Origin of the sequence: Mesorhizobium sp. M0016, assembly GCF_040324035.1 — a bacterium.
GTDB lineage: Bacteria > Pseudomonadota > Alphaproteobacteria > Rhizobiales > Rhizobiaceae > Mesorhizobium.
The window spans coordinates 32,504-54,757 of record NZ_JAMYVM010000014.1 but is presented as its reverse complement, the minus strand read 5'-3'; the positions used below and the strand labels follow the sequence as shown (position 1 = coordinate 54,757).

At 64.0% G+C, this 22,254-nt stretch carries 24 protein-coding genes and 1 pseudogene; 8 read left to right on the top strand and 17 right to left on the bottom strand.

The features are described 5' to 3' along the window. Window positions 1-3: 3 nt before the first annotated feature. Genes NKJ88_RS20235 through bcoG form a run of 4 tightly spaced genes read right to left on the bottom strand, consistent with a single transcriptional unit; the run spans window position 4 to window position 3,830 of the window. Window positions 4-1,167: an acyl-CoA dehydrogenase family protein gene (locus NKJ88_RS20235; protein ID WP_352445171.1), complete on the bottom strand. Its 1,164-nt coding sequence runs from the start codon at window positions 1,165-1,167 to the stop codon at window positions 4-6. Between the two features lie 5 nt (window positions 1,168-1,172). After that, on the bottom strand, window positions 1,173-2,267 hold the full coding sequence (locus NKJ88_RS20230) for a carnitine 3-dehydrogenase (protein ID WP_023732588.1): 1,095 nt from the start codon (window positions 2,265-2,267) through the stop codon (window positions 1,173-1,175). Window positions 2,268-2,269: 2 nt separating this feature from the next. Further along, window positions 2,270-2,893: an HD domain-containing protein gene (locus NKJ88_RS20225; RefSeq protein WP_352445169.1), complete on the bottom strand. Its 624-nt coding sequence runs from the start codon at window positions 2,891-2,893 to the stop codon at window positions 2,270-2,272. 13 nt (window positions 2,894-2,906) lie between these two features. Then, window positions 2,907-3,830 carry a 3-dehydrocarnitine:acetyl-CoA trimethylamine transferase BcoG gene (bcoG, locus tag NKJ88_RS20220; RefSeq protein ID WP_352445167.1) on the bottom strand — a complete coding sequence of 308 codons (924 nt, stop codon included), beginning with the start codon at window positions 3,828-3,830 and terminating at the stop codon, window positions 2,907-2,909. A gap of 77 nt (window positions 3,831-3,907) precedes the next feature. Here bcoG and NKJ88_RS20215 point away from each other — a divergent pair, with 77 nt between their 5' ends. Continuing rightward, complete coding sequence (locus tag NKJ88_RS20215) at window positions 3,908-4,888, top strand: GlxA family transcriptional regulator (RefSeq protein ID WP_352445165.1); 981 nt, start codon at window positions 3,908-3,910, stop codon at window positions 4,886-4,888. A 61-nt stretch (window positions 4,889-4,949) separates the two neighbouring features. Here NKJ88_RS20215 and NKJ88_RS20210 read toward each other — a convergent pair whose 3' ends face one another. Both NKJ88_RS20210 and xylA read right to left on the bottom strand, forming a co-directional pair. Beyond that, window positions 4,950-5,153, bottom strand: coding sequence for a hypothetical protein (locus NKJ88_RS20210; RefSeq protein ID WP_023668865.1), 204 nt, complete (start codon window positions 5,151-5,153; stop codon window positions 4,950-4,952). 205 nt (window positions 5,154-5,358) lie between these two features. Beyond that, entirely contained in the window at window positions 5,359-6,684 is a 1,326-nt protein-coding gene (gene xylA / locus NKJ88_RS20205) for a xylose isomerase (protein WP_023684279.1), read from the bottom strand. A gap of 113 nt (window positions 6,685-6,797) precedes the next feature. Here xylA and NKJ88_RS20200 point away from each other — a divergent pair, with 113 nt between their 5' ends. Further along, on the top strand, window positions 6,798-7,160 hold the full coding sequence (locus tag NKJ88_RS20200; protein WP_023806199.1) for a nuclear transport factor 2 family protein: 363 nt from the start codon (window positions 6,798-6,800) through the stop codon (window positions 7,158-7,160). A gap of 221 nt (window positions 7,161-7,381) precedes the next feature. On the opposite strand, the gene xylB is transcribed toward NKJ88_RS20200, so the two are convergent. The 3 genes from xylB to NKJ88_RS20185 form a co-directional block, all read right to left on the bottom strand. Beyond that, complete coding sequence (xylB, locus tag NKJ88_RS20195; protein WP_352445162.1) at window positions 7,382-8,836, bottom strand: xylulokinase; 1,455 nt, start codon at window positions 8,834-8,836, stop codon at window positions 7,382-7,384. Window positions 8,837-8,917: 81 nt separating this feature from the next. Continuing rightward, window positions 8,918-10,243 carry a tetratricopeptide repeat protein gene (locus NKJ88_RS20190; protein WP_352445160.1) on the bottom strand — a complete coding sequence of 442 codons (1,326 nt, stop codon included), beginning with the start codon at window positions 10,241-10,243 and terminating at the stop codon, window positions 8,918-8,920. Between the two features lie 24 nt (window positions 10,244-10,267). Next, the gene (locus NKJ88_RS20185; protein ID WP_023684282.1) at window positions 10,268-10,891 is read right to left on the bottom strand and encodes a LysE family translocator; all 624 of its coding nucleotides are present in this window, start codon (window positions 10,889-10,891) and stop codon (window positions 10,268-10,270) included. Between the two features lie 229 nt (window positions 10,892-11,120). Between NKJ88_RS20185 and NKJ88_RS20180 the strand changes: the two genes are divergently transcribed. The 6 genes and pseudogenes from NKJ88_RS20180 to NKJ88_RS20155 all read left to right on the top strand — a co-directional run bounded on the left by NKJ88_RS20180 (window position 11,121) and on the right by NKJ88_RS20155 (window position 15,637). Continuing rightward, window positions 11,121-11,888, top strand: a complete 768-nt coding sequence (locus tag NKJ88_RS20180; protein ID WP_023668871.1) for a L,D-transpeptidase — start codon at window positions 11,121-11,123, stop codon at window positions 11,886-11,888. 99 nt (window positions 11,889-11,987) lie between these two features. Next, complete coding sequence (locus tag NKJ88_RS20175) at window positions 11,988-13,154, top strand: diphosphate--fructose-6-phosphate 1-phosphotransferase (protein WP_023756519.1); 1,167 nt, start codon at window positions 11,988-11,990, stop codon at window positions 13,152-13,154. Further along, on the top strand, window positions 13,154-13,918 hold the full coding sequence (locus tag NKJ88_RS20170) for an MBL fold metallo-hydrolase (protein WP_050588119.1): 765 nt from the start codon (window positions 13,154-13,156) through the stop codon (window positions 13,916-13,918). Before NKJ88_RS20175 ends, NKJ88_RS20170 begins: the two co-directional genes overlap by 1 nt. Before the next feature lie 15 nt (window positions 13,919-13,933). Beyond that, a pseudogene (locus tag NKJ88_RS20165) lies at window positions 13,934-14,158 on the top strand (PDZ domain-containing protein); the annotation flags it as partial. Window positions 14,159-14,288: 130 nt separating this feature from the next. Beyond that, window positions 14,289-14,900 carry a sulfite oxidase-like oxidoreductase gene (locus NKJ88_RS20160; RefSeq protein ID WP_023745161.1) on the top strand — a complete coding sequence of 204 codons (612 nt, stop codon included), beginning with the start codon at window positions 14,289-14,291 and terminating at the stop codon, window positions 14,898-14,900. Further along, a complete protein-coding gene (locus NKJ88_RS20155; RefSeq protein ID WP_023823858.1) occupies window positions 14,897-15,637 on the top strand; it encodes an FAD-binding oxidoreductase in 741 nt (246 codons plus the stop codon). Before NKJ88_RS20160 ends, NKJ88_RS20155 begins: the two co-directional genes overlap by 4 nt. Window positions 15,638-15,682: 45 nt before the next feature. Here the strand turns inward: NKJ88_RS20155 and NKJ88_RS20150 are convergent, their stop codons facing one another. From NKJ88_RS20150 to NKJ88_RS20115, 8 genes are all read right to left on the bottom strand, one after another. Next, the gene (locus NKJ88_RS20150; protein WP_023823859.1) at window positions 15,683-17,152 is read right to left on the bottom strand and encodes a nucleotidyltransferase family protein; all 1,470 of its coding nucleotides are present in this window, start codon (window positions 17,150-17,152) and stop codon (window positions 15,683-15,685) included. Further along, the gene (locus tag NKJ88_RS20145; protein ID WP_502904758.1) at window positions 17,152-17,688 is read right to left on the bottom strand and encodes a glycosyltransferase family 2 protein; all 537 of its coding nucleotides are present in this window, start codon (window positions 17,686-17,688) and stop codon (window positions 17,152-17,154) included. Before NKJ88_RS20145 ends, NKJ88_RS20150 begins: the two co-directional genes overlap by 1 nt. Window positions 17,689-17,726: 38 nt before the next feature. Continuing rightward, the gene (locus tag NKJ88_RS20140) at window positions 17,727-17,843 is read right to left on the bottom strand and encodes a glycosyltransferase (protein WP_352445222.1); all 117 of its coding nucleotides are present in this window, start codon (window positions 17,841-17,843) and stop codon (window positions 17,727-17,729) included. Then, window positions 17,828-18,580, bottom strand: coding sequence for a glycosyltransferase family 2 protein (locus NKJ88_RS20135; protein ID WP_023725907.1), 753 nt, complete (start codon window positions 18,578-18,580; stop codon window positions 17,828-17,830). The genes NKJ88_RS20140 and NKJ88_RS20135 overlap by 16 nt, the downstream gene beginning before the upstream one ends. Window positions 18,581-18,613: 33 nt before the next feature. Continuing rightward, on the bottom strand, window positions 18,614-19,357 hold the full coding sequence (locus NKJ88_RS20130) for a glycosyltransferase family 2 protein (protein ID WP_023742566.1): 744 nt from the start codon (window positions 19,355-19,357) through the stop codon (window positions 18,614-18,616). Beyond that, window positions 19,354-20,403: a hypothetical protein gene (locus tag NKJ88_RS20125; RefSeq protein WP_023745156.1), complete on the bottom strand. Its 1,050-nt coding sequence runs from the start codon at window positions 20,401-20,403 to the stop codon at window positions 19,354-19,356. The genes NKJ88_RS20130 and NKJ88_RS20125 overlap by 4 nt, the downstream gene beginning before the upstream one ends. Before the next feature lie 150 nt (window positions 20,404-20,553). Continuing rightward, window positions 20,554-20,976 (bottom strand): PqqD family protein, encoded by a 423-nt coding sequence (locus NKJ88_RS20120; RefSeq protein WP_023696905.1) that lies wholly within the window; start codon window positions 20,974-20,976, stop codon window positions 20,554-20,556. Window positions 20,977-21,138: 162 nt separating this feature from the next. Then, window positions 21,139-22,239, bottom strand: a complete 1,101-nt coding sequence (locus NKJ88_RS20115) for an FAD-binding oxidoreductase (RefSeq protein WP_352445155.1) — start codon at window positions 22,237-22,239, stop codon at window positions 21,139-21,141. Between the last annotated feature and the right edge of the window lie 15 nt (window positions 22,240-22,254).

Below are 22,254 nucleotides of genomic sequence, written 5' to 3'. Positions count from 1 at the left end.
GGGTTATGCCCCGAACGGGCGCAGCAGCGCCCGCGAAATGATGTGGCGCTGGATTTCCGATGTCCCTTCCCAGATGCGCTCGACGCGGGCGTCGCGCCAGATGCGTTCCAACGGCAGGTCGTCCATCAGCCCCATGCCACCATGGATCTGGACGGCTTCGTCGGCAACGAAGGCGAGCATTTCGGTAGCCTTCAGCTTCGCCATGGCCATGTCCTGATCGGTGACGGTGCCCTGATCGTACTTCCAGCCGGCTTCGAACACCATCAGGTCCGCCGCCTTCAATTCCATCGCCATGTCGGCGAGCTTGAACGACACGCCCTGGAACTTGCCAATCTGCTGGCCGAACTGCTGGCGCTGCGCCGAATATTCGATGGCATGACCGAGCGCCCGCTCGGCGCGGCCGAGGCAGGTGGCGCCGACCTGCAGGCGCGTGGCGCCGAGCCAGGAATTAGCGACGTCGAAACCCTTGTGCACTTCGCCGAGAACTTGGGCTCCCGGCAGGCGGCAATCGTCGAATTCGAGGATGGCATTGGTGTAGCCGCGATGCGAGACGTTGCGGTAGCCGTCGCGCACGGTGAACCCCCTGGTGCCCTTGTCGACGAAGAAGGCGGTGATCTTCTTGCGCTTGCCGCGCGGCGTTTCTTCCTCGCCCGAAGCCATGAAACAAATCGCGAAATCGGCGAGATCGGCATGGGAGATGAAATGCTTGGTGCCGTTAAGGACCCAGTCGTCGCCGTCCTGCACCGCGGTCGCCTTCATGCCTCGCAGGTCGGAGCCGGCGCCGGGCTCGGTCATCGCCAGGCAGTCCCACTTCTCGCCGCGGATGCACGGGAACAGGTACTTTTCGCGCTGCTCGGGCGTGCCGGCGAGCAGGATGTTGGAGGGGCGCGCGACGCAGGTCCAGTGCAGCGCATAGTTGGCGCGGCCGAGTTCCTTCTCGTAGAGCAGCCAAGTCACCGTATCGAGGCCGGCGCCACCGACATCGGCCGGCATGTTGGCCGCATAGAGCCCGGCTTCGATTGCCTTGACCTTGATCTCCTCGATCAACTCGCGGCGCAGCACGCCGGTGCGCTCGACCTCGCGTTCATGCGGGTAAAGCTCATTCTCGACGAACGCGCGCGTCGTCTCGACAATGAGCTTCTGTTCCTCCGAAAGACCGAAATCCATGGTCCTCAGCCCTTCTTCTTTTTCTTCGGCTTTTCCGCCTTCTTCACCGGCTTCGATGCCTTGGCCTTTTCTGCGGCCCTGGATGCGGCCGGCTTCTTCGCCGCCAGCTTGGCCAACTGCTTGGTATAGTCCTTGTGCAAGGCGCCGGCGCCCCAGCCCTTGCCTTTGTTCTGTTTCGACAGAGCATCCATGATCGCGACCAGATTGTCGTCGCGGATCTTTTCCAGTTCGCGGATCGACAGGCCGTGCGCCTGGTCGTCCGACTGGGTGGCAATAAGATCGACCAGCTCGTCGTTGAACTCCGGCACGTCCATAAGCTTGGTCCACGGCCATTTCAGGCACGGCCCGAACTGCGCCATGAAGTGGCGCATGCCGGCTTCGCCGCCGGCGACGCGATAGACCTGGAACATGCCCATCTGCGCCCAGCGCAGGCCGAAGCCATAGCGCATGATGTCGTCGAGTTCCTCGACGGTGCAGATGCCGTCCTTGATCAGCCACAGCGCCTCACGCCAGGCCGCTTCGAGCAGGCGGTCGCCGACAAAGGCCTCGATCTCCTTGCGGATCACCACCGGCTTCATGCCGATCGATGCATAGATCTCCTTTGCGACCTCGATCGCCTCTGGAAAGGTCTGTTCGCCGCCGACGATCTCGACCAGCGGCAGCAGATAGACCGGGTTGAAGGGATGTCCGACAACCAGACGCTCCGGATGCTTCTTCATCGCCACCTGCATGTCGGTCGGCTTGATGCCCGAGGTGGACGAGCCGACAATGGCGTTGGCCGGCGCGTAGAGATCGATCTCGGCCAGTACGCGGTGTTTGAGGTCGAGCCGCTCCGGCACGCTCTCCTGGATGAAATCGGCGTCGGCCACCGCCTCGGCGATGGTCTTGGCAAAGGTCAGTCTGCCTTCCCTGGGCAGGCCGCCGGGAACCATCTGCTTGTAGGCGCGGCGCGCGCCCTTCATCACTTCCGAGACCTTGCGCGACGCTTCCGGGTCCGGATCGAAGATCGACACGTCGATGCCGTTGAGCAGCAGCCGCGCCACCCAGCCGGCGCCAATGACACCGCCGCCAATGGCGGCTGCCTTGTTGATGATGCTCATGGTCAGGCTCCGGTTCTTGTCTTGGCGGTTTGAGGGTCGATGAGAGGCACGCGCTCGCCAACGCGGATCACGGAGGGGTCGTAGGCCTTGCGGGCGAAGACTTCGAGCACGAAGGGCCGGAAGAATTCGATCGGCAGCGTGTCGTAGTCCGGGTCGAAGCTCGACTGGTCCCAGCGTTCGCAAAACTGGTCGCAATCGTCGAAATACAAATGGCCTGCGAAGCGGTCGCGGGCATGGCGATCGCCGCCGAGATGGTGGGCGTAATAGAGGCGCTGGAAGTCACCGTGCTTTTCCACCACCCAGGTGCATTGCTCGCGCACGAAAGGTTTCAGGATCGAGGCGGCGTATTCGTCGTGATTGTACGGTGCGTAGATGTCGCCGATGTCGTGCAGCAGCGCGCAGGCGATCCAGTCGGTGTCGGCGCCGTCGCGCCAGGCACGAGTCGTCGCCTGCAGCGAATGGCCGAGCCGGGTGACCTTGTAGCCGGACAGGCCTTCGTCGAGCTGCACCAAAGCGTCGAGCAGCCGCTCGCCGGTCTTGGCGGCATAGTCGATCTCATGGGCGGTCAGGAACTCGTAGTCTTGCCTGTCGCCATCCTTCATCGCGGTGAATTTGACGGTAGCCATCGTCAACCTCCGCTTAAGCCGCCGCTGCGATCGGCGCCCGCTTGGTCAGGTTGAGCTTCCTGCGCACTTCCTCCGGCCCCAAAATCCTGGCGCCGAGATTGGTGACGATGCTGGCGGCACGCTCGACCAGCTGCGCATTGGTGGCCAGCACGCCCTTGTCGAGCCAGAGATTGTCTTCGAGACCGACGCGGACATTGCCGCCGGCGAGCACTGCAGCGGCCGCATAGGCCATCTGGTTGCGGCCGATGGCGAAGGCCGACCAGTTCCAGGTCGACGGCACGTTGTTAACCATGGCCATGAAGGTGTTGAGGTCGTCCGGCGCCCCCCACGGCACACCCATGCAGAGCTGCACCAGCGCGTCGGGATTCAAGACCTTTTCTTCGACCAGCTGCTTGGCGAACCAGAGGTGGCCGGTATCAAAAGCTTCGATCTCCGGCTTGACGCCGAGCGCCGTCATCATGCCGCCCATGGCGCGCAGCATGCCGGGCGTGTTGGTCATGACATAATCGGCCTCGGCGAAGTTCATGGTGCCGCAATCCAGCGTGCAGATTTCCGGCAGGCACCGGCGCACATGTTCCATGCGGTTGGTGGCGCCGCCCATGTCGGTGCCTTTTTCATTGAGCGGCAGCGGCGCTTCCGGTGAGCCGAACACCATGTCGCCGCCCATCCCGGCGGTCAGGTTCAGGATCACATCGACTTCTGCCGCGCGGATGCGGTCCGTCACTTCGCGGTAGAGATGGACATCGCGGCGCGGCTTGCCGGTCTCGGGGTCGCGGACATGGCAGTGGACGATGGCGGCACCGGCCTTGGCCGCGTCGATGGCAGAATCGGCGATCTGCTTGGGCGAGCGTGGCACATGCGGGGAGCGGTCCTGCGAGCCGCCGGACCCGGTCACGGCACAGGTAATGAAAACCTCACGGTTCATCGCGAGCGGCATGGTCATCTCCTCCCATAGAAACAGACCCCAACAATGCCCGACTTGCCGGAAACTGTTTTGCGAATTACGAAGCTCTCATGATCAAAAGCGAAAAACCGACCATCTTTCGCGCTGAGCGATCGCCGCTCAAGGTGACGCTGCTGGTGTTTTCAGGCTCGTCCATCATGTGCGTGGCGTCGGCCGTCGACCCGCTGCGCGCCGCCAACCGCATCTCAGGCGAGACGCTGTTCGATTTCAAACTGGTCTCGGTCACCGGCGAGGCGCCGGTCACCACATGCGGCCTGCCGGTGGCGGTCAGGGGCCGCTTCGATGCGGCCGAGCCGAGCGACGTGCTTGTCGTCGTCGCCGGCTTCGGCACCCAGAATTACGCGACATCGGCTCTGCTTTCCGGATTACGGCGAGCGGCCCGCGCGGCTCGCGCCTGCGGCGGCGTCGAGGCCGGCACCTGGCTGGTGGCGCGCGCCGGCCTGCTCGAAGGCCGCAGCGCCACCACCCACTGGGAAGACATGGAGGATTTTTCCTCCGCCTTTCCCGGCGTCGACGTGCGTCCGGACCGCTACGTCATCGACGGACCGGTGTTCACCTCGGGCGGGGCGTCGCCGACCTTCGACCTGATGCTGCATCTGATCCGCAGCCGGCTCGGCATGGCCGTCGCGCTCGATGTCGCCAGCGTCTTCATCTACGACCAGGCGCGCGCCGCGACCGACGCGCAGCCGCTGGTCTCGCTCGGCCGGCTCGACGGCTACGACCCGCGTCTGGCGCAGGCTATCCGGCTGATGGAATCGCATGTCGACCAGCCGCTGACCATCGACGCGGTGGCAAAACGCGCCGGGGTGACGGCGCGGACATTGGAGAGCATTTTTCGCAAGTCGATCGGCGAGACGCCGGGCGCATATTATCTCAGGCTGCGGCTGGGCGCTGCGCGGCGGCTGGTGGTCGACACGCGGATCGCCATGGCGGATATTGCCGGGCGGACGGGGTTCTCGTCCGCCGCGGCATTTTCCAGAGCGTTTTCAAGAGCGTTCGGCGAAGCCCCGGTCAGGCTGCGCCGAGGTTGATGCATGTCGCCCAAAAGTGTGTCGCGGTTTTGGGATTACGACATGCACAGACAAAGGGAGATCAGGCTGCGTTCTGTCGATCGCTGCCGGCGTCCATCTGCGAGCGCATCTGCCTCGCCAGACGGACTTCAAATCGGCTGCTGACAGCACGATCCCATTCGTTTTTCACGCTGTCGGTCGGCCGCGGCAGCGCCATCAGCCGGTCGATGATCGATCCGGTCTCGCCGGATGAGAGCAGGGCGTCGATTTCGCGTTCATGCTGCATATCGGTTCGCCTCCTTCCTTTTCACCCGCCACAACCGCATCCTTATACGAGATACGTGACGGCAGTTTGAAGGCAAGAGCGAGGTCATTGAGGGGCGCCAAAGGGCAAACCCTTGTCGTCGGATAGGGTCTTGCGCAAACCCCATTCCGGGGCGGCCGGAATGTTATCCAGCCACCCTTGAGCACAACGAATCGGCTTTCCGCCCTCAGACGTAGCGGTTGACGATGTTTTCCAGCAACTCCTGGCGGCCGGAGCGTGGCTGCGGCTCGATCTTCTTCTTCACCACGCGCTCGGCGATGTCTTCCAGCGAGCGCTTGCCCGACAGCATCGCCTTGCCCTCGGCCGTGTTCCAACCGGCATAGCGCTCGGCCAGCGGACCCGACAGCGCCTTGTCCTCGACCATCTTGGCGGCTGCCTTGAGGCCTCGTGCGCAGGAATCCATGCCGCCGATATGGCCGATCAGCAGGTCCTGCGGGTCGAGCGACTGGCGGCGCAGCTTGGCGTCGAAATTGGTGCCGCCGGTCTTGAAGCCGCCGGCCTGCAACACCTGGTAATAGGCCAGCGCCATCTCGGGCACATTGTTGGGGAACTGGTCGGTGTCCCAGCCCGACTGGTAGTCGTTGCGGTTCATGTCGATCGAGCCGAAGACGCCGAGCGCATTGGCCAGCGCCAGCTCGTGCTCGAAGGAATGGCCGGCAAGAATCGCGTGGCCCTGCTCGATGTTCAGCTTCACTTCCTTCTCCAGCCCGAAGCGCTTGAGGAAGCCGTAGACCGTGGCAACGTCGTAGTCGTACTGATGCTTGGTCGGCTCCTGCGGCTTCGGCTCGATCAGGATCGTGCCTTTGAAGCCAATCTTGTGCTTGTAGTCGACGACGAGACTGAGGAAGCGCCCAGCCTGCTCCTGCTCGCGGGCAAGATCGGTGTTGAGCAGCGTTTCATAGCCCTCGCGCCCGCCCCACAGTACATAATTCTCGCCCTTCAGCCGCTTCGTGACGTCGATGCAGCTTTTCACCGTCGCCGCCGCATAGGCGAAGACATCCGGATCGGGATTGGTGGCGGCGCCCGACATGAAGCGGCGGTTGGAGAACAGGTTGGCCGTGCCCCAGAGCAGTTTGACGCCGGTCTTCTTCATCTTGGCGGCAAAATAGTCGGCGATCTCGTCGAGCCGCGCGGCACTTTCGGAGAAATCCTTGCCTTCCGGCCGCACGTCGGCGTCGTGGAAGCAGAAATAGGGCGCGCCGAGCAGCGAGAACATCTCGAAGGCGACGTCGGCTTTCAGCTTGGCCAGTTCCATCGTGTCGACGCCGCCAGCCTTGGGAAACCAGGGCCGGTCGAAGGTCTGGCCGCCAAAGGGATCGCCGCCCGGCCAGGCGAAAGAATGCCAGTAGGCGACGGCGAAGCGCAGATGGTCTTCCAGCCGTTTGCCGGCCACCACCTCGTCGGGATTGTAGAAGCGGTAGGCCAGCGGATTGGTCGAATCCGGCCCCTCATACTTGATCGCTTTGATGTCGCCGAAAAATCCGCTGCTCATGATTTCTGTCCTCTCTCGAATAGTTCACCCTGATTACCTCAGGCGTAATTGGTTTCGCTCTCGCTCGGGGTGAAAAGCCTCGTGTCAAAGCCACTCAACGAAGGAGACAGACCATGACCGACCTCAACACGATCGCCCAGAACTACATCACCGCCTGGAACGAGGCCGATGCGGATCGCCGTGCCGAACTGCTCAAGGCCACCTTCACCGAAGACGTCAGCTACCGCGATCCGCTCATGCAGGGCGACGGCCACGCCGGCGTTGCTGGGCTGATCGACGGCGTACAGCAGCGCTTCGCCGGCTTCCGGTTCTCGCTGAGGGGCCAGCCGGACGGGTTTGGCGACCGCATCCGCTTCTCGTGGAATCTTGGGCCGGAAGGCGTGCCGTCGGTTATCGAAGGCACCGATATCGGTGTTATCGAAAATGGGCGCCTGAAGAGCGTCACCGGGTTTCTCGACAAGGTGCCGGCGCAGTGATCGATTAAGGGTGGCGCGAGACACCCCCCTCTGCCCTGCCGGGCATCTCCCCCGCAAGGGGGGAGATTGATAGTCACGCGGACCTTCGCCAACCAATAACGCCGAAAGAAAAGAGTCGGCGCGCAAGCTGCCAATCTCCCCCCTTGAGGGGGAGATGCCCGGCAGGGCAGAGGGGGGTGCCTCGCGCTCCCTCATGTGATTGCCGGGTGCCCCGCGCTCACTCACGCCATGGCGCCCTTGATCGCCGGATACAGCGCCCGGTAGCGCTGATAGGCATCGGCATACGCCCCGCCAAGCGGGACATCCGGTTCGATCGTCGCATCCGTCCTCGGCGCCGTACACACCGCCAGCGGATCGGCTCCGATTGCAGCGATCAGCCCAAGCCTTGCCGCCCCAAACGCCGCGCCGAAATCGCCGTCGGCCGGAATGTCCACCGGCACCTGCAGCGCCGTGGCGATCGCCTTCAGCCAGTAGCGCGAGCGCGAGCCGCCGCCAATCGCCGTCACCCGCGTCAAGATCGTGCCCGCCGTCTTCAAGGCTTCGAGACTGTCGCGGAAGGCGAAGGCGACGCCTTCTAGCACGGCCTGCGTCAGCACTGCGCGGCCGGATTCATGCGCCAGTCCGGTGAAGGACCCACGAATGACGGAATCATTGTGTGGCGTACGCTCGCCCGAGAGGTAGGGCAGGAACGACACACCGCTCGGCGCTTTCAGCGTCTCGCCAAGTTCGGCGGTCAATTCGCCGGCCTTCTTGCCTGAAATCTCCGACAGCCAGTTCAGCGAATCGGTCGCAGACAGGATGACCCCCATCTGGTGCCAGGTGTTGGGCAGGGCATGGCAGAAGGTGTGCACCGCGCTGGCCGGATTGGGCAGATAGGACGCGTTGGCGGCAAACAGCACGCCAGATGTGCCCAGCGACACAAAAGCGTGGCCGGCGCCGACCGTGCCCATGCCGCAGGCCGAAGCAGCATTGTCGCCGGCGCCGCCGGCAACCGGGGTGCCCGATGCTATGCCCCAGCTGGCGGCCAGTTCGGCGCGCAAGGCTCCGGCCTTCTCCGTGCCTTCGACCAGCGACGGCATCTGCCTTTCGTCGAGCGATGTCGCCGCAAGCAATTCGGGGGACCAGCGCCGTTTGCCGACATCGAGCCAGGAGGTGCCGGCCGAGTCGGACATTTCTGAGATATGCTCGCCGGTCAGCCACAGCCGCAGGAAATCCTTCGGCAAAAGCACCTTCGCCACTTTGGCGAAGACGGAGGGCTCATTGTTCTTCACCCAGGCGAGTTTCGGCGCCGTGAAGCCGGGGAAGACGATATTCCCGGTGAGTTGGCGAAAGCGCGGGTCGGCATCGAGCGCCGCGGCCTCAGCGTGGCTGCGCGTATCATTCCACAGAATGCAGGGGCGCAGCACCTGGTCGCCGGCATCGAGCAAGGTGGCGCCATGCATATGGCCGGAAAGGCCGATGCCCTTGACCGCGGCAAGCTCTTTCGGGTGCGAGGCTTTCAGCTCGGCAATGGCCGTCTCGCAGGCGCGGATCCAGTCCGTGGGGTTTTGTTCGGACCAGCCGGGATGCGGCCGCGATACGTCAAGCGAAGCATGGCCGGAGCCGATGATCTTCTGCCCGGCATCGATCAACAGCGCCTTGACGCCCGACGTGCCGAGATCGAGGCCGAGATACATGCATTCCTCCCATTGCCATTAATTTTTTCGGGTCTCGAAAAAATCCGGCTCGCCAGTTTTTAAAACAAGATCCGCCGCGGGTCAATTCTCTGACAAATTGGCGGCGCGTTGCGAAAACAGCGCCGACAGCGGACTGTCCGGCCGGACCAGTGCGCGCTCGGCCGTCAACGCCCAGGCAAGCGCCGTGTCGCCGGCGCGCAACGCCGCCTCGATCAGCGTGAGATCAATCACATCGCGCTGGGCGTGGCTGCCGCCAAAGCGATGGGCAATGGCGCGGATCGGTCGGATCAGGCGCACCGCTTCGCTGTAATTGCCCTCGCCGAATGCCTTGATGCCTTCCGTCAGTGGCTGGCCGACATCCCGGGTGAAGGCGGCGTTGTCGTCGCTGCCGCGCATCGCCTCGTGCTGGGCTTCGAGCAAGATCTTGACCGGCGCTTCGAGACCGGCGCCGACGAATGCCATCATCGCATGCGCATCGTTGAAGGCGTAATTGCCGGCTCCAGCCTTCGGCGCCCAGTTGGCAGCGAGCGCTGCCCAGCGGTCGCCGACATCGACACCGCCGAGATAAAGCCGCCATAGGATCGCAGAGGCGTCGACCATGTTCAGCGCCAGCGTCGAACGCTCGCCATAGATCGGCCCGTCATAGAGCTTGAGCACCTCGTCGGTCTCGCCGAGATCGTAGTGGAACAGCGCCAGATGCCACCAATTATGCACCTGCAGGAAGCTTTCTTTGGTCCACGCCTCGGGGTTGGCGCGCATCCAGGCGATGCCGTCGCGTTGCCGGCTCTGCATCTCCATGACATGGGCGACCGCATGCTGCGCCCAGCCGTCTCGCGGCTCGATCTCGATCGCCTGTCGGCCGAAACTTTCGGCTCTGATATAGTCGCCCATCTCCTCGAGACCGAAGGCCTGCATACCGAGAATGGCGTGGTAACCTGGCATGCCGCTCTGCCAGGACGGCAGCGCGCGGCCGATACGGTCGCGCAGCATGCGGGCATTGCCGGTGAAGAAGTCGATCTGGTGGCCGACCTGCAACGCCACCGCGTCGAGCGGGTTGTCGATGGCGATATCTTCGAGCAGGAGCGCGGCGTCATGCCAGCGTCCCTCGGCAAGGTGGCCAAGGGCCGCCACATGCGCCTGTTCGCGCGGCGTCGCGGCAAGCGGCAGTGCCGCAGCATGGCATGCCTGGGTGACCGCCATTGCCTCGCGTTCGGTGGCGAGGCCGAACAGATACCCCTTGAAGACATGCGCCATGACGAAACCGGGATCCGCCGATATGGCGCGGTCAACGGAGCCGACCGGGTCGCCGACGAAGCATTGCAATTCATGAACGGCCTGGCTGTAGGGTGAAAACCCGGCCTCGGTCGCGCCCGAAAACATTAGGCCGAATGGATCTCTTACTGCCATATCGGCCCTGATGCTCCGCAGTTCCTAATTGCCCGAGCGCATCGCCACCGTGGCGATCCCGGCGCCGACCAGCAGCGTGCCGCCGGTGCGGTTGAAGATGCGGATCGCCTTGGGGTTGCGTACGACGTTGCGGGCGCGCGCCGCAATCAGCGCGTAGCCGAAGGCATTGGCGAAGGCGAGCGCCAGGAAGGTCGCTTCGAAGATCAGCATCTGTGCCCAGAAATCGGCTTCCCGGTTGAGGAACTGCGGCAGGAAGGCGACGAAGAAGGTGATGCTCTTCGGGTTGAGTGCGGTGACCAGCCAGGCGTGCGCCATCATCTTGGCGGCCGAGACGGCATCTGTGCGTGGTTCGGCTTTGAGCGCGCCGCCGGCGCGAAATAGTTTTACCCCGAGATAGATCAGATAGCAGGCGCCGATCAGCTTCAGAATGGTGAACACGGTCGCCGACGCGGCCAGCAGCGCGCCGATGCCCAGCATCGACAGGGTCATGGCGGTGAAGTCGCCCAGCGCCACGCCGACGGCCATCGGCAAGGCGGTGCGCCAGCCCTGGCCCAGCGCATAGGACACGACCAGAAGAATGGTCGGGCCGGGAATGATGAGCAGAACGGTGGAGGCGGCGGCGAAGGCGGCCCAGTTTTCGAACGACATCTTTGTCTCCTTGAGCGCAAAGAAAAGGATAAATCCTCGTGTGCGGAGGAATGTAAAGAGCCCTCTCCCAAAAATGCACGGCGGACCATTTCGCCAGATCGCTGCGGCTATTGGCGGCACAGGCTTAAGACCGGTCGTTGGGCCTTCACCCTTTTTCAACCATGTTTGGCGAAACTGCCTGCCATCCGGCCGGACCGTGTTTCCCGCCGACAGCGTAGGGTTTGGGTGCATGCGTGAGTTGCCGCAGAATGTGACGCCGCCAGCAAATGGCGACGCAAACGAGACCGAACATCTCTATTCCCGCCGCTTCGTCCTGTCAGGGGCCGGCGCCATGACGCTGCTCGGCATGGCCGGCTGCAGCACTTCGACGCTCGAGCTGCCGCAATTCCAGCTGGATGACACGGTCACCGGCTCGGTGCGGCCGATCCGTCCGGCGATCAGCGTCGACAAGAACGTCACCGGCCCTGATGTCATGTACGCTTCGCTCAACGATGGCGGCTTCGAAGTGCCGGCGGTGCCCTATCAGAAGGTCAAGCCGGAGTTCCGCCGCCAGATCGTCGTCAACGAGACCGGCGAGGCGCCCGGCACCATTGTCGTACATCTGCAGGAGCGAAAGCTCTATCTGGTGCAGGAGGGCGGCGACGCCATCCGCTACGGCGTCGGCATCGGCAAGGACGGCTTCCGCTGGTCCGGCCGCGCCAACATCCAGTACGGCAAGGAATGGCCGACCTGGACGCCGCCGCCGGAGATGATCCAGCGCAAGCCGGAACTGGTGAAATGGCAAAACGGCCAGCCCGGTGGCCTCACCAACCCGCTCGGCGCACGCGCCCTCTACATCTACCAGGACGGCAAGGACACCGGCTACCGCATACACGGTTCGCCGGAATGGGCGAGCATTGGCCAGGCGATGTCGTCGGGCTGCGTGCGCCTGATCAACCAGGATATCATCGACCTCTACAGCCGCGTTTCCAAGAAGAACCCGGTCGTGGTCGTCTGATCCTGTGCGGCGGTTTGGCGCCGCTGGAAACTCCCGTTGCGCGATGCGGCAAGCTAGGCCAAGGTGCCTTGAAAACCACAGCGCCGGGAGAGATCGAGCATGGCTGGAACGTTTGTCATCGCACAGGGCGGCGGCCCGACCGCCGTCATCAACCAGACGGTTGTCGGGGCCACGCTGGAAGTCCGCAAGCGCCATCCCGGCGCCAAGGTGCTGGGCTCGCTCCACGGCGTGCGCGGCATTCGTGACGGCAACTATGTCGACCTCTCCGCCATCCCAGAGGACCGGCTGCGGCTGATCGCCGGCACGCCGAGTGCCGCGCTCGGCTCGACACGCGACAAGCCCGACGCTGCCTATTGCGAAGTCATCCTCAACGGGTTGAAGAAGGCCGGCGCCGACGCTTTCATCTACATCGGTGGCAACGACACGTCGGGCACGCAGCAGATTCTGACCGACGCAGCCGGCGGCAGCATTGCTTTCGTCCATGCGCCAAAAACCATCGACAACGACCTCGAGGAAAACGACCACACGCCGGGCTTCATCTCGGCGGCCGAATTCGTCGCCGGCGCCTTCCTGTCCGTCGATCTCGATTTCCGCGCATTGCCCGGCATCTATGTCGGCATCGTAATGGGTCGGCATGCCGGCTTCCTCACCGCTGCGGCTGCAGCCTGGCAGCTCGATCCCGACAGCGGCCCGCATCTGGTCTACGTGCCGGAACGGCCGTTCTCCGCCGCCGGTTTCATCGACGACGTGCGCGCCACGCTCGACCGCCACAAGCGTTGCATCGTCGCCGTCTCCGAAGGAGTCAGCACCGCCGACGGCAAGGCGCTGGTCGAAAGCCTGGTGCCGCCGGACAAGCTCGAGCGCGACGCGCATGGCAACGTCAAACTGTCGGGCAGCGACCTGCCGTCAGCTCTGGAACGTGCGCTCGCCGAAGGCCTGCCGGGCAAGCGCGCCCGCGTCGATGCGCTTGGCTACATGCCGCGCGGCTATGTCGGCGCGATCAGCGCCGTCGACGCGCGGGAGGCTTTCGACGCCGGCGCCTTCGCGGTTGCCGTTGCCGGCGAAGGCGGTGGCTCGGTGGCGCTGCAATATGACGGCACGAAAACCGTGCTGAAGAAGGTGCCGCTGAAGAACGTCGCCGGCAAGACGCGCCATATGCCCGACGATTTCATGAAGCCCGATGTCAACCAGCTGTCGGAAGCGGGCATGGCTTACCTGAAGCGGCTGGTGCCGGAAAAATACAAGGTGGGAAAGCCCTTCGTCTGATGGGCGGCCGTTTTGGCGGCACCCGTTTTGGTGGCGAGCGCGTTGTCGGCGACTGGTTCGGCAAGACGATCATCGACGACCGCACGACGATGCTGACCGAGCCGTTCGTGCATGATTTCGTGCGCGCCAACATCTGGCATTTCAGGGGACGCGACGCCGACCTGCTGGTCGACACCGGCATGGGCATCTGCCCGCTGGCGCCTGAGATCGACACGCCCGAGGGCAAGCCGCTCATCGTTGTCGCCACCCACATCCATCTCGACCATGTCGGCTCGCTGCACGAGTTTCCGCTGCGCGCCGGGCCGCGGCACAGTGCCGAGCATTTCGAGACCATGAACGATCAGGTGACCTACGCCTACATGTTCAACAATCTCGACGGCGCCGTTTCGAAATTGCCGGCGCCGGGCTGGACGGCGGCCGACTACAAGATCCCGCCGGCGCCGCTGACGCGCACGCTGGACGAGGGCGACATCGTCGACCTCGGCGACCGGCAGTTCCGCGTCCTGCATCTGCCCGGACATTCGCCGGATTCGATCGCTTTGTTCGAAGAGACGGACGGGTTGTTCTTTGCCGGCGACGCCATCTACGATTCCATGCTGATCGACGACCTGCCGGATTCCTGCCGGCCTGATTATCGCCGTACCATGCAGCGGCTCCTCGATCTGCCTGTCCGTCTCGGCCATGGCGGCCATGGGCCGAGCTTCGACGGCAACCGGATGCGCGAGATCGCCACAACCTATCTCAGGCGCACCGAAGGCCGCTGACGACATTGTGATCGGAACCAGCGTGGCGCCGTGGTCGAGCGTCCGGACAAGGCAGCCGCCAATGCCGGCCTGCAGCCGGGCGACGTCATCGTCGCCGTCGACCAGTCGCCGGTGCGGAATGCGCGGCAAGCCAACCAGGCGATCGCCGAGGCCGGCAGATCGGGCCGGAAGTCGGTGCTGCTTTTGATCGATCGCGGCGACGCGCAAATCTTCGTCGCCGTATCCTTCGCCGCCGGTTGAGACATCATGGCAGGCTCGCCGGACCACCGACAGGCCTGCCGCACGGCCGCCGAAATTCCTGTTGCCCGCCGCGACATCTTCGAGAACATTACGGCAGGCCGGCAATGGCCTGCTAAAAACGGACAGTCAAATGGTCACTCGCGGTTTTTCCTCCGGTCGAAAGCCTCCGACGGAGACCGATGCGCGCATTCCGCCCGGTCAGTATCTCGAACAGGGCTTTCCGGTGCTGTCGGCGGGGCCGACGCCGCGCGTGCGCACCGAGGACTGGTCGTTCACGCTCAGGCACGGGCCACGCCCGATCAAGAAGTGGAACTGGGCCGAGTTCAACGCGCTGCCCTTGACCAAGATGACGCGCGACATCCATTGCGTTACCGCCTGGACCAAGTTCGATACCGCCTGGCAAGGCGTGCTGGTCGACGACATCCTTGCCGATGCCGGTATCGAAGCGCCGACCGGCTTCCTGCTGGCGCATGGCTATGACGGCTACACCACCAACGTGCCGGCCAAGGATCTCACCGCGGGGAAGGCGATGGTGGCGCTCCTTTATGAAGGCAAGCCGATCACTGCCGACCATGGCGGCCCGGCGCGGCTCCTGGTGCCGCATCTCTATTTCTGGAAATCGGCCAAATGGCTGAACGGGCTGCAGTTCACCGAGCGCGACGAGCCGGGCTTCTGGGAATTGCGCGGCTATCACATCTATGGCGACCCGTGGCGCGAGCAGCGCTATAGCGGCGATCCATGAGCGAAGCGCCGCAATCTCCCTGGCAGACGGCGAAAATCACCCGGATCGAAAAGCGGACGCCACGCGTCACCAGTTTCTTCTTCGCGCTGTCACGGCCATTCGCCTATCGCGCCGGACAGCATGTCGACGTCAGGCTGACGGCGCCTGACAGCTACCAGGCGCGCCGCTCCTATTCCATCGCCTCGGCGCCGGAGAGCGGCGCCACGATCGAGCTGGCGATCGAGAAGCTCGACGACGGTGAAGTCTCGCCCTTCTTCCACGACATCGCCGCGGTCGGTGACGAGATCGAACTGCGCGGGCCGCTCGGCGGCCATTTCGTCTGGTCCGATGGGGATGGCGGGCCGCTGCTTCTGGTCGGCGGCGGCTCCGGCGTGGTGCCGCTGATGGCGATGGTGCGGCATCGAACCTTGCGCAAATCGGCGGTGCCGGTGGCGCTGATGTTTTCGGTGCGGGTCTGGGACGAGGTGATCTTCCGCGACGAGCTGATCGGTCTCGGTGACCGCCGCGACGGGTTCGAGCTGGTGCTTACGCTGACGCGCGAGGCGGCACGGCGCCCGTCCGACTATTCGAGGCGCATCGACACGGCAATGGTCATGCAGGCGCTCACGCGGCTGCCGCGGCCGCCGGCGCTCGCCTTCGTCTGCGGGTCGAACACCTTCGTCTCGGCGGCTGCCCGGGCGCTGATCGACGCCGGCATACCAGCGGAAATCATCCGCACCGAGCGCTATGGCGTCTGAGAGGGCCACAGTGGTTCACCGTTTCATGGAGACAGCGAACCGCTCTCAGGCGGGTGAAAACCTTGCCGACAGCAATTGGAACGGCAGCGCGCCATAGGCGGCGACTTCGGCCTCATTGTCCCAGTTGCGGAACTGGCGCGATGGCCGTGCCTCGATCACCAGAGGCCGGCCGGTGTCGTCCACCGTTACCTTGCCGCGAAAGCGCAGCACACGTCCGCCGCCGGCGCGGCTGATCACCATGGAACGCAAGCGGGCGACGTGACCGCTGCCGGCATTGATTTCCATCTCGATGCGGCGGCGGACTGGCGGAACGACGATCCTGACGGTGACGTCCAGCATCATCTCTCCAGTCCTGTCCGGACGCGGCAGGGCCTGAGAAAGCGCGAACGGTTCCGGCGTCGCTCTTGCCTTGCGCAATGTCGGCCTGCCGCGCCAGACGGCAGCAGGCGTCGGATGCTGCAGTCGGCCCTTCTTGCGTTTCAGGCGCAACTGCTTGGCAAAGCCGCGCGACAGCCAGACGAGACCGCCGAAATCGGTGCGCGGCTTGGCCTGCAGCACCGAGGACCAGCGCGACAGGCCGGCGTGATCGGCGTTCGCAACCGTCCGTGCCAGTTCAGCCGGCGGCACTGCAATGCCGATTTCCAGGCTGAGGTAGGACAGCGCCACCGCCGCGGCTACGGCCAGGTGGCGCCTGGCGACGATATCGGCGAACACGTCCCAGTCGACCTCGTCGCCCTCGATGGCGACGGCGCAGTCGACCAGCCAGTCGCTGTGGGTGTGGGCATCGAGGCCGCCATGTGCGATGGCGAGCGCCATGCGGTCGGCCGGAGAGGGAACAAGCACGCGGACGCCATTGAAATCGGCTGACAGCGCCCGCTGCCAGATCGCCAGATCATCTTCCGCGCTTTGCTGCGACCCGTCATAAGCGAGCTGGTGCAGGTCGATGTCGCCGAAACTGCCCTTGAAAAAATTCATCGAACGCAAGGACGCCAGCCTGGTGCGCAGATATTGCGGACTGACGCCGGTGGCGATCTGCCAGTCGCGTTCGCTAAGCACATCGAAGGCGGCAATCATGGCCTGCGAGCGCACCAGTATGTCGATGTCATGCGCCACCCGGCCGCGCTGCGCCGACGCGTTGACGGCGATGCGGCTGGCGCCTTTGATAAGCATCACCGCGCAGCCGGCGTCGATCATGGCCTGTAGCGCCGGCTCGGCCTCGCGCGCAGCCAGTCGCGATTTGGTCCACAGCATCTTTTGCAGGCCGACAAGACGTGGATAGGCCGGATGCCCAGCGAGCTTGCGGCCGAACCTGTCGGAGATCGCGGCCAGCAGCCGATGCTCGCGGAAAGCAGCATGGTCGATATCGTTCTCGTCGAGCCAGCGCGCCGCATAGCCCCCGGCCGCCTCTTCATCGGGGAGCAATGCGGCCTTCAGCAACTGGTCGAGGCCGCCAGTGGGCCATGACCAACCATAGTCCGGAAACCGACGGCCGATACGGCGCATGGCATTGGCCATCAGTCGGCGCTCGCCTTTTTCGCTGCTCGCCTTTGCATGGCCAGCCTTACGACTTCGACATAACCGCGGTCGCGCACGGGGTCGCGTCCATAGGACATGCTGTCGGGCCGGATGCGGCGCAAGGTTAGGACATCGTCGAGCATGGCAAGCGCAAAGCCCGCCTCGCGGACACGGGCGATCCAGTCGACCATGTCGCCGCGACCGCCTTGCGGGTCGATGATCGGACCGACGGCCTCGGCTACCTCCCGGCGGATCATCATCGTCGTGCGCGACCAGCCCGCCACGGCCACGTCCTGTTGCACATCGGGCTTGTCATCGCGAAACGTCCGCCAGTGGGCAAAGACTCCTGCCGTCGCGGGAAACCGCTCGAAATGCTCCAGCTGCCTTTCGATCTTGGTCGGCAGCCACAGATCGTCCGCATCGAGCGTGGCGACGAAGGGCGTCGCCAGCGCGGCGATGCCCCTGGTGGTGGCGCTGCCTGGTCCGGCATTGTCCTGGCGCAACACCTGCACCGGCATGCCCAGCGCATTGACCACCGCGACCGTATCGTCGGTCGAGCCGTCATCGACGACGATTATGGCGTCGGCTGGACCGTCTGGGCCGCGACCGATCGCAGCGTCTCGGCGATGGTGGCGGTCGCGTTGAAGGCCGGAATGACGACGCCGTAGCTGGCCATCACAGGAAACGCCAATTCGCAAGTTCCTTGAAATCGAAGATGCCGTCGACAGGGTGCAAGGAGCGGTCGGCCTCGCGCCGTTTCATCGACTTGTAGACGGCGCGCATGAATTCGCGAAAAGGAACATCGGCCTGCCTGGTCATGTTGCCGGGATGGCGCCGGTAATAGAGCGCAACAGTGTCGGGCATCGTGAATTTCGGCCCGCTTTCGAAAGTGCGCAGCAGATAGTCGGTGTCCTCGGCCTGGTGGAAATCCTCGTCGAAGCTGCCGATGCGTTCGACCAATCGCCGGACGAAGATGGCGGGAGACAGGTGAATGCCGCGAACCGTCACCGAGTGGCTGTCGGCTGTCGGCTCCAGCGTATCGTCATCTATGTCGTCGACCAGCGTCATGCGCGAATAGGTGAGCTCGAGGGTGCGGTCTGCGTCGAAACAGGCCAGATCCGCCTTGAAGCGGCCCGGCGGGGAAATGTCGTCGGAATCGAGAAACGATACCAGCCCGGTCTGCGGCAGCAATTGCCGCAAGCCCGCGTTGCGTGCCCGCGTCACCCCGGCATTCTGCTGCTGGAAAAGGCGAATGCACGGCGCCTCCGCGATCAGCGAGCGCACGACCGCCACCGAACTGTCGGTCGAACCGTCATCGATAACGATGATGTCGAGATCGGCGGCATCGCGCTGCCTCAGCAGCGAGCGCAGCGCCGAGCCGACATGGCGTTCGCGGTTGTAGACCGGCATGATCACGCTCAGCTTCACGCACGCATTCCAGGCTGTGATCTATTCATTCTTTCACCACTCTGCCGGGCGCTTGATCTCGAAAAGCCCCTCGACCGGGCGCCGCGACGGATCGGCCTTGCGCCGCCGCAAGGATTTCTGAATTACACGTAGGTATTCGCGCACCGCCACATCCCTTTGCTTGGTCAAATTGCCGGGGTGGCGCCGGTAGTATACCGCGACGGTGTCGGGAAAAATGTGCTTTGGGCTGGTTTCGAAAATGCGCAGCAGATAGTCGGCGTCTTCGCCCTGCCGGAACTCCTCGTCGAAAGCACCTGTACGGTCGATGAGTGCCCTGCGGAATATCCCGGCGCTAAGGCTGACGCCGCGCACGGTGGGACCTGCGCCGCCCGGTGCCGGCTGAAGGGCTTCGTCGTCCATGAGATCGACGCGCGTCATCAGCGAGTAGGTCAGCTCGAGCGCAGGGTCGGCCGCGAACAGGGGTAGGCCAGTCTTGAATCGTCCAGCCGGCGAGACGTCGTCCGAATCCAGGAACGACACCAGTTCGGTTTGCGGCAGCAACTGCCTCAGCCCTGTGTTGCGCGCGTTGGCCACGCCCTGGTTTGCCTGCTGGAACAGGCGGATGCACGACGCTTCCCGCATGATGGCGCGGACTGCTTCAACGGAGCTGTCCGTCGAGCCATCGTCGACAACGATGATATCGAGATCGGCATCGTCGCGTTGCCTGAGCAGGGACCGCAACGTCGAAACGACATAGATCTCCCGATTGCAGACCGGCACGATGACGCTCAACTTCATGCGGAGCCCCGAAGGACGAAATCCGCAATCGTGCCGGCGATCTCGCGCGGCTCGGTCCCCAGCGACAGCCGGTAGCATGGCAGATCGCGGGTAAGCTCGCTGAAAAAGCGAAAGCCCGCTTCCCGCTCGCCCGGCATCTGCACGATTCCTGACGGCGCCAGGGCGATCATGGCATCCTTGCGCGATATGGGCATGACCGAGCTTCTCGCACCTCCCCTGATATGGGGCACTATCAAAGCAATAATGTCCAGACTTGGAGGAGTTGGTCGAGGCGCGATCTCGTTGATGTGAAAGGCATGCTTGCCTTGCCAGTTCAGCGGTTGGTACGACTTTAGCCGCTCCTCCAGCTTCAGCCGCTTGAAGCCCTCCGGATCCTGCTTGAGCGTGGCAAACAGCGGATAGGCCGTCACCCCCCCGGTCCGGTCGATCAGCACATAGTCGTCGCCGACGCTATCGAGCCCATTGAGCAGGCCGGCGACGACTGTTCCCGATTTTCCGGCTCCCCCGGAGCCCGCCAGCAACACGCCCTTGCCATCGATGCCCAGCGTGCCGGCATGGGTAAGCCGCATGCCGCGCGCCGCATATTCCCAATGCAGGAAGGCGCGCAGCGGCGCCGCCTGTTCCCATGGCGGAAAGGCCTCGGCCGCCATCATCAGCTGCGCCCCGACATGGCGTTGCGGATCATGGAACTGCCAGAAATCGAGGTCATGATAGTAGCTGCCGCGCAATCCGGCCTCTTCCAGCCGGTTGGCAAAGGCATGATGGTTGTAATCGCCTCGGCCCCAGGTGGCCGGGGCGAGGACGCCATCGATGCCCGGGTGGGCGACGAAAATGCGGCAGCCGTCAGATGCAGACGGATTTTCCGGGGCCGGTATGAAGGCATGGCTCATGGCTTCCGCCAGCGTGCCATGGTCGAGGTGGACACTCAGCTCCAGTCCCGGCAACCGCACGCTGGCGGTAACGGGATAGAATGCGGCGGCGCTTTCCGCGGCCGCCAGCACATGGCGGGCATAATCCGGCAGGGTTTGCAGCGTGATCAAAGGCATGTGTTGGTTGTTCAGCGTCCAGAATTGCGCCGGGTCGCCTGATGCATGTCGCTCGGGGTGGCCCCGGTTTTGAGACGACGACATGCATAAAATCAGATCTAAACCGCGTCGCCTGAGTCCGTTCAAACGCGACGCGCTTTAGGGAAACGATTATGCCTGTTTCACCGCCGGCCAGCCGAGAGGTTCCTCGACCTCATGGATCGGGTCGACAATGATGAGATCGGCAAGGTCGTCATGGACATCGACCTTGAGCGGCTCATTGCTGGCAGCAAGCGCAGACGACAGCTCGCCCGAAAGCGGTTGTGCCGGTGTTTCGGCTGGCGCAAGCAACCCGAAATCGAGCAGTCGGGCAACGAAGCTTTCGAGGTCGGCCAGGCTTATTTTTGCGGCGCCCGCGGCAGCTCCGACCAGCGCTTCAGTGGCGACGCCGGACGACAAAGCCTGCCAGACCCGGCTGCCGGAATCGGAAAAGCCGAAATACTTACCGTTCGAAAGATCGAGAACGACGGCTTCGCCATCGAATGATTCGAAAACGATGTCCTTGCTTGCGACCGCGTAGACCCGCTGTTGCATCGCTCTGTCCCCCGTTCCATGCGCCTATGAAGGGATGCGCCGGTTTCACGGTCTGCCAGCCCTTCCTAAGTGCGTCTAAATCACTCGGCCTATGCTTGGCAAGACAAAGACCCGCGAACACAACGCCTGCGTCGGCGACCGTTGCGGTGATATCGGCGCCGCTCAAACCTCGATTTCGAGCGCCGACAACGGTTTCGAGCAGCAGGCAAGGATGAAACCGTCATCGATCTCGTGGTCGAGGATGCCTCCATTGTGGCTCATCTCGACTTCGCCGGAGACCTTCTTCACCTTGCAGGTGCCGCACAGGCCGAACTCGCAGGCGGCGGGAATCCGCACGCCCGAGCTGCGCGCGGTCTGCAGCACGGTCTGGCCGGCGACGCAGCCGGCATCGACCTCCGAAAGCGAGAAGCGGATCGGCGTCACGGCTTCGACAGGTGCAGCGATGCCGTCCTCGACCGGGGAGGCAAACGGCGCCGGAATTTCCTCCATCACAGGCGCGGCAAAGCTCTCCTGATGGTATTTCGTCATGTCGAAGCCGGCGGCATCCAGCATGCCGCGCACGGCGCGCATGAACGGATCGGGGCCGCAGCAGAAGATTTCGCGCTCGCGGAAATCCGGAGCCAGCAAGGGCAGCCGGATCGCGTCGATGCGCCCCATATGACCGTACCAGCCCTCGCGGCTGGAACGTTCCTCGATCATGAAGCCGAGCGACAGGCCGGGCATATGGCCGCCGAGCAGTTCGAGTTCCTTGCGGAAGATGATCTCTTCGGCACGCCGCGCGCAGTTGACGAAACCGACATCGGTCCATGGCGCGCAGTCGTTCAGCCAGCGCAGCATCGACATCATCGGCGTCACGCCGGAGCCGGCGGAAATGAACAGGTATTTGGCCGCCGGGTGGCTGTGCAACGAGAAGTCGCCGGCCGGTCCGTAGGCCTTGACATGCGAACCGGGCACCAGATGGTCGAACATCCAGCGCGTGCCGATGCTGCCGGCCTGCGCCTTGACCGTCACCGCGATCGAAAACGGCCGCGATGGCGACGACGACAGCGTATAGGTGCGCATCAGTGGCCCGTCCGGTGTCGGCAGTTCCAGCGTCAGGAACTGGCCCGGCTTGTAGCGGAACCAGGTCTGGTTGTCGGAGCGGAAGGTGAAGGTCTTGACGTCGGGCGCCTCGTCGCTGACGCCGATCACTTCCAGCACCTGCAGCCTATCGTTCCACGGCGCCATCTGGTCGAGATGGCGATAGAGCCCAAGATCCGTCATCGCATTCATCCTCTG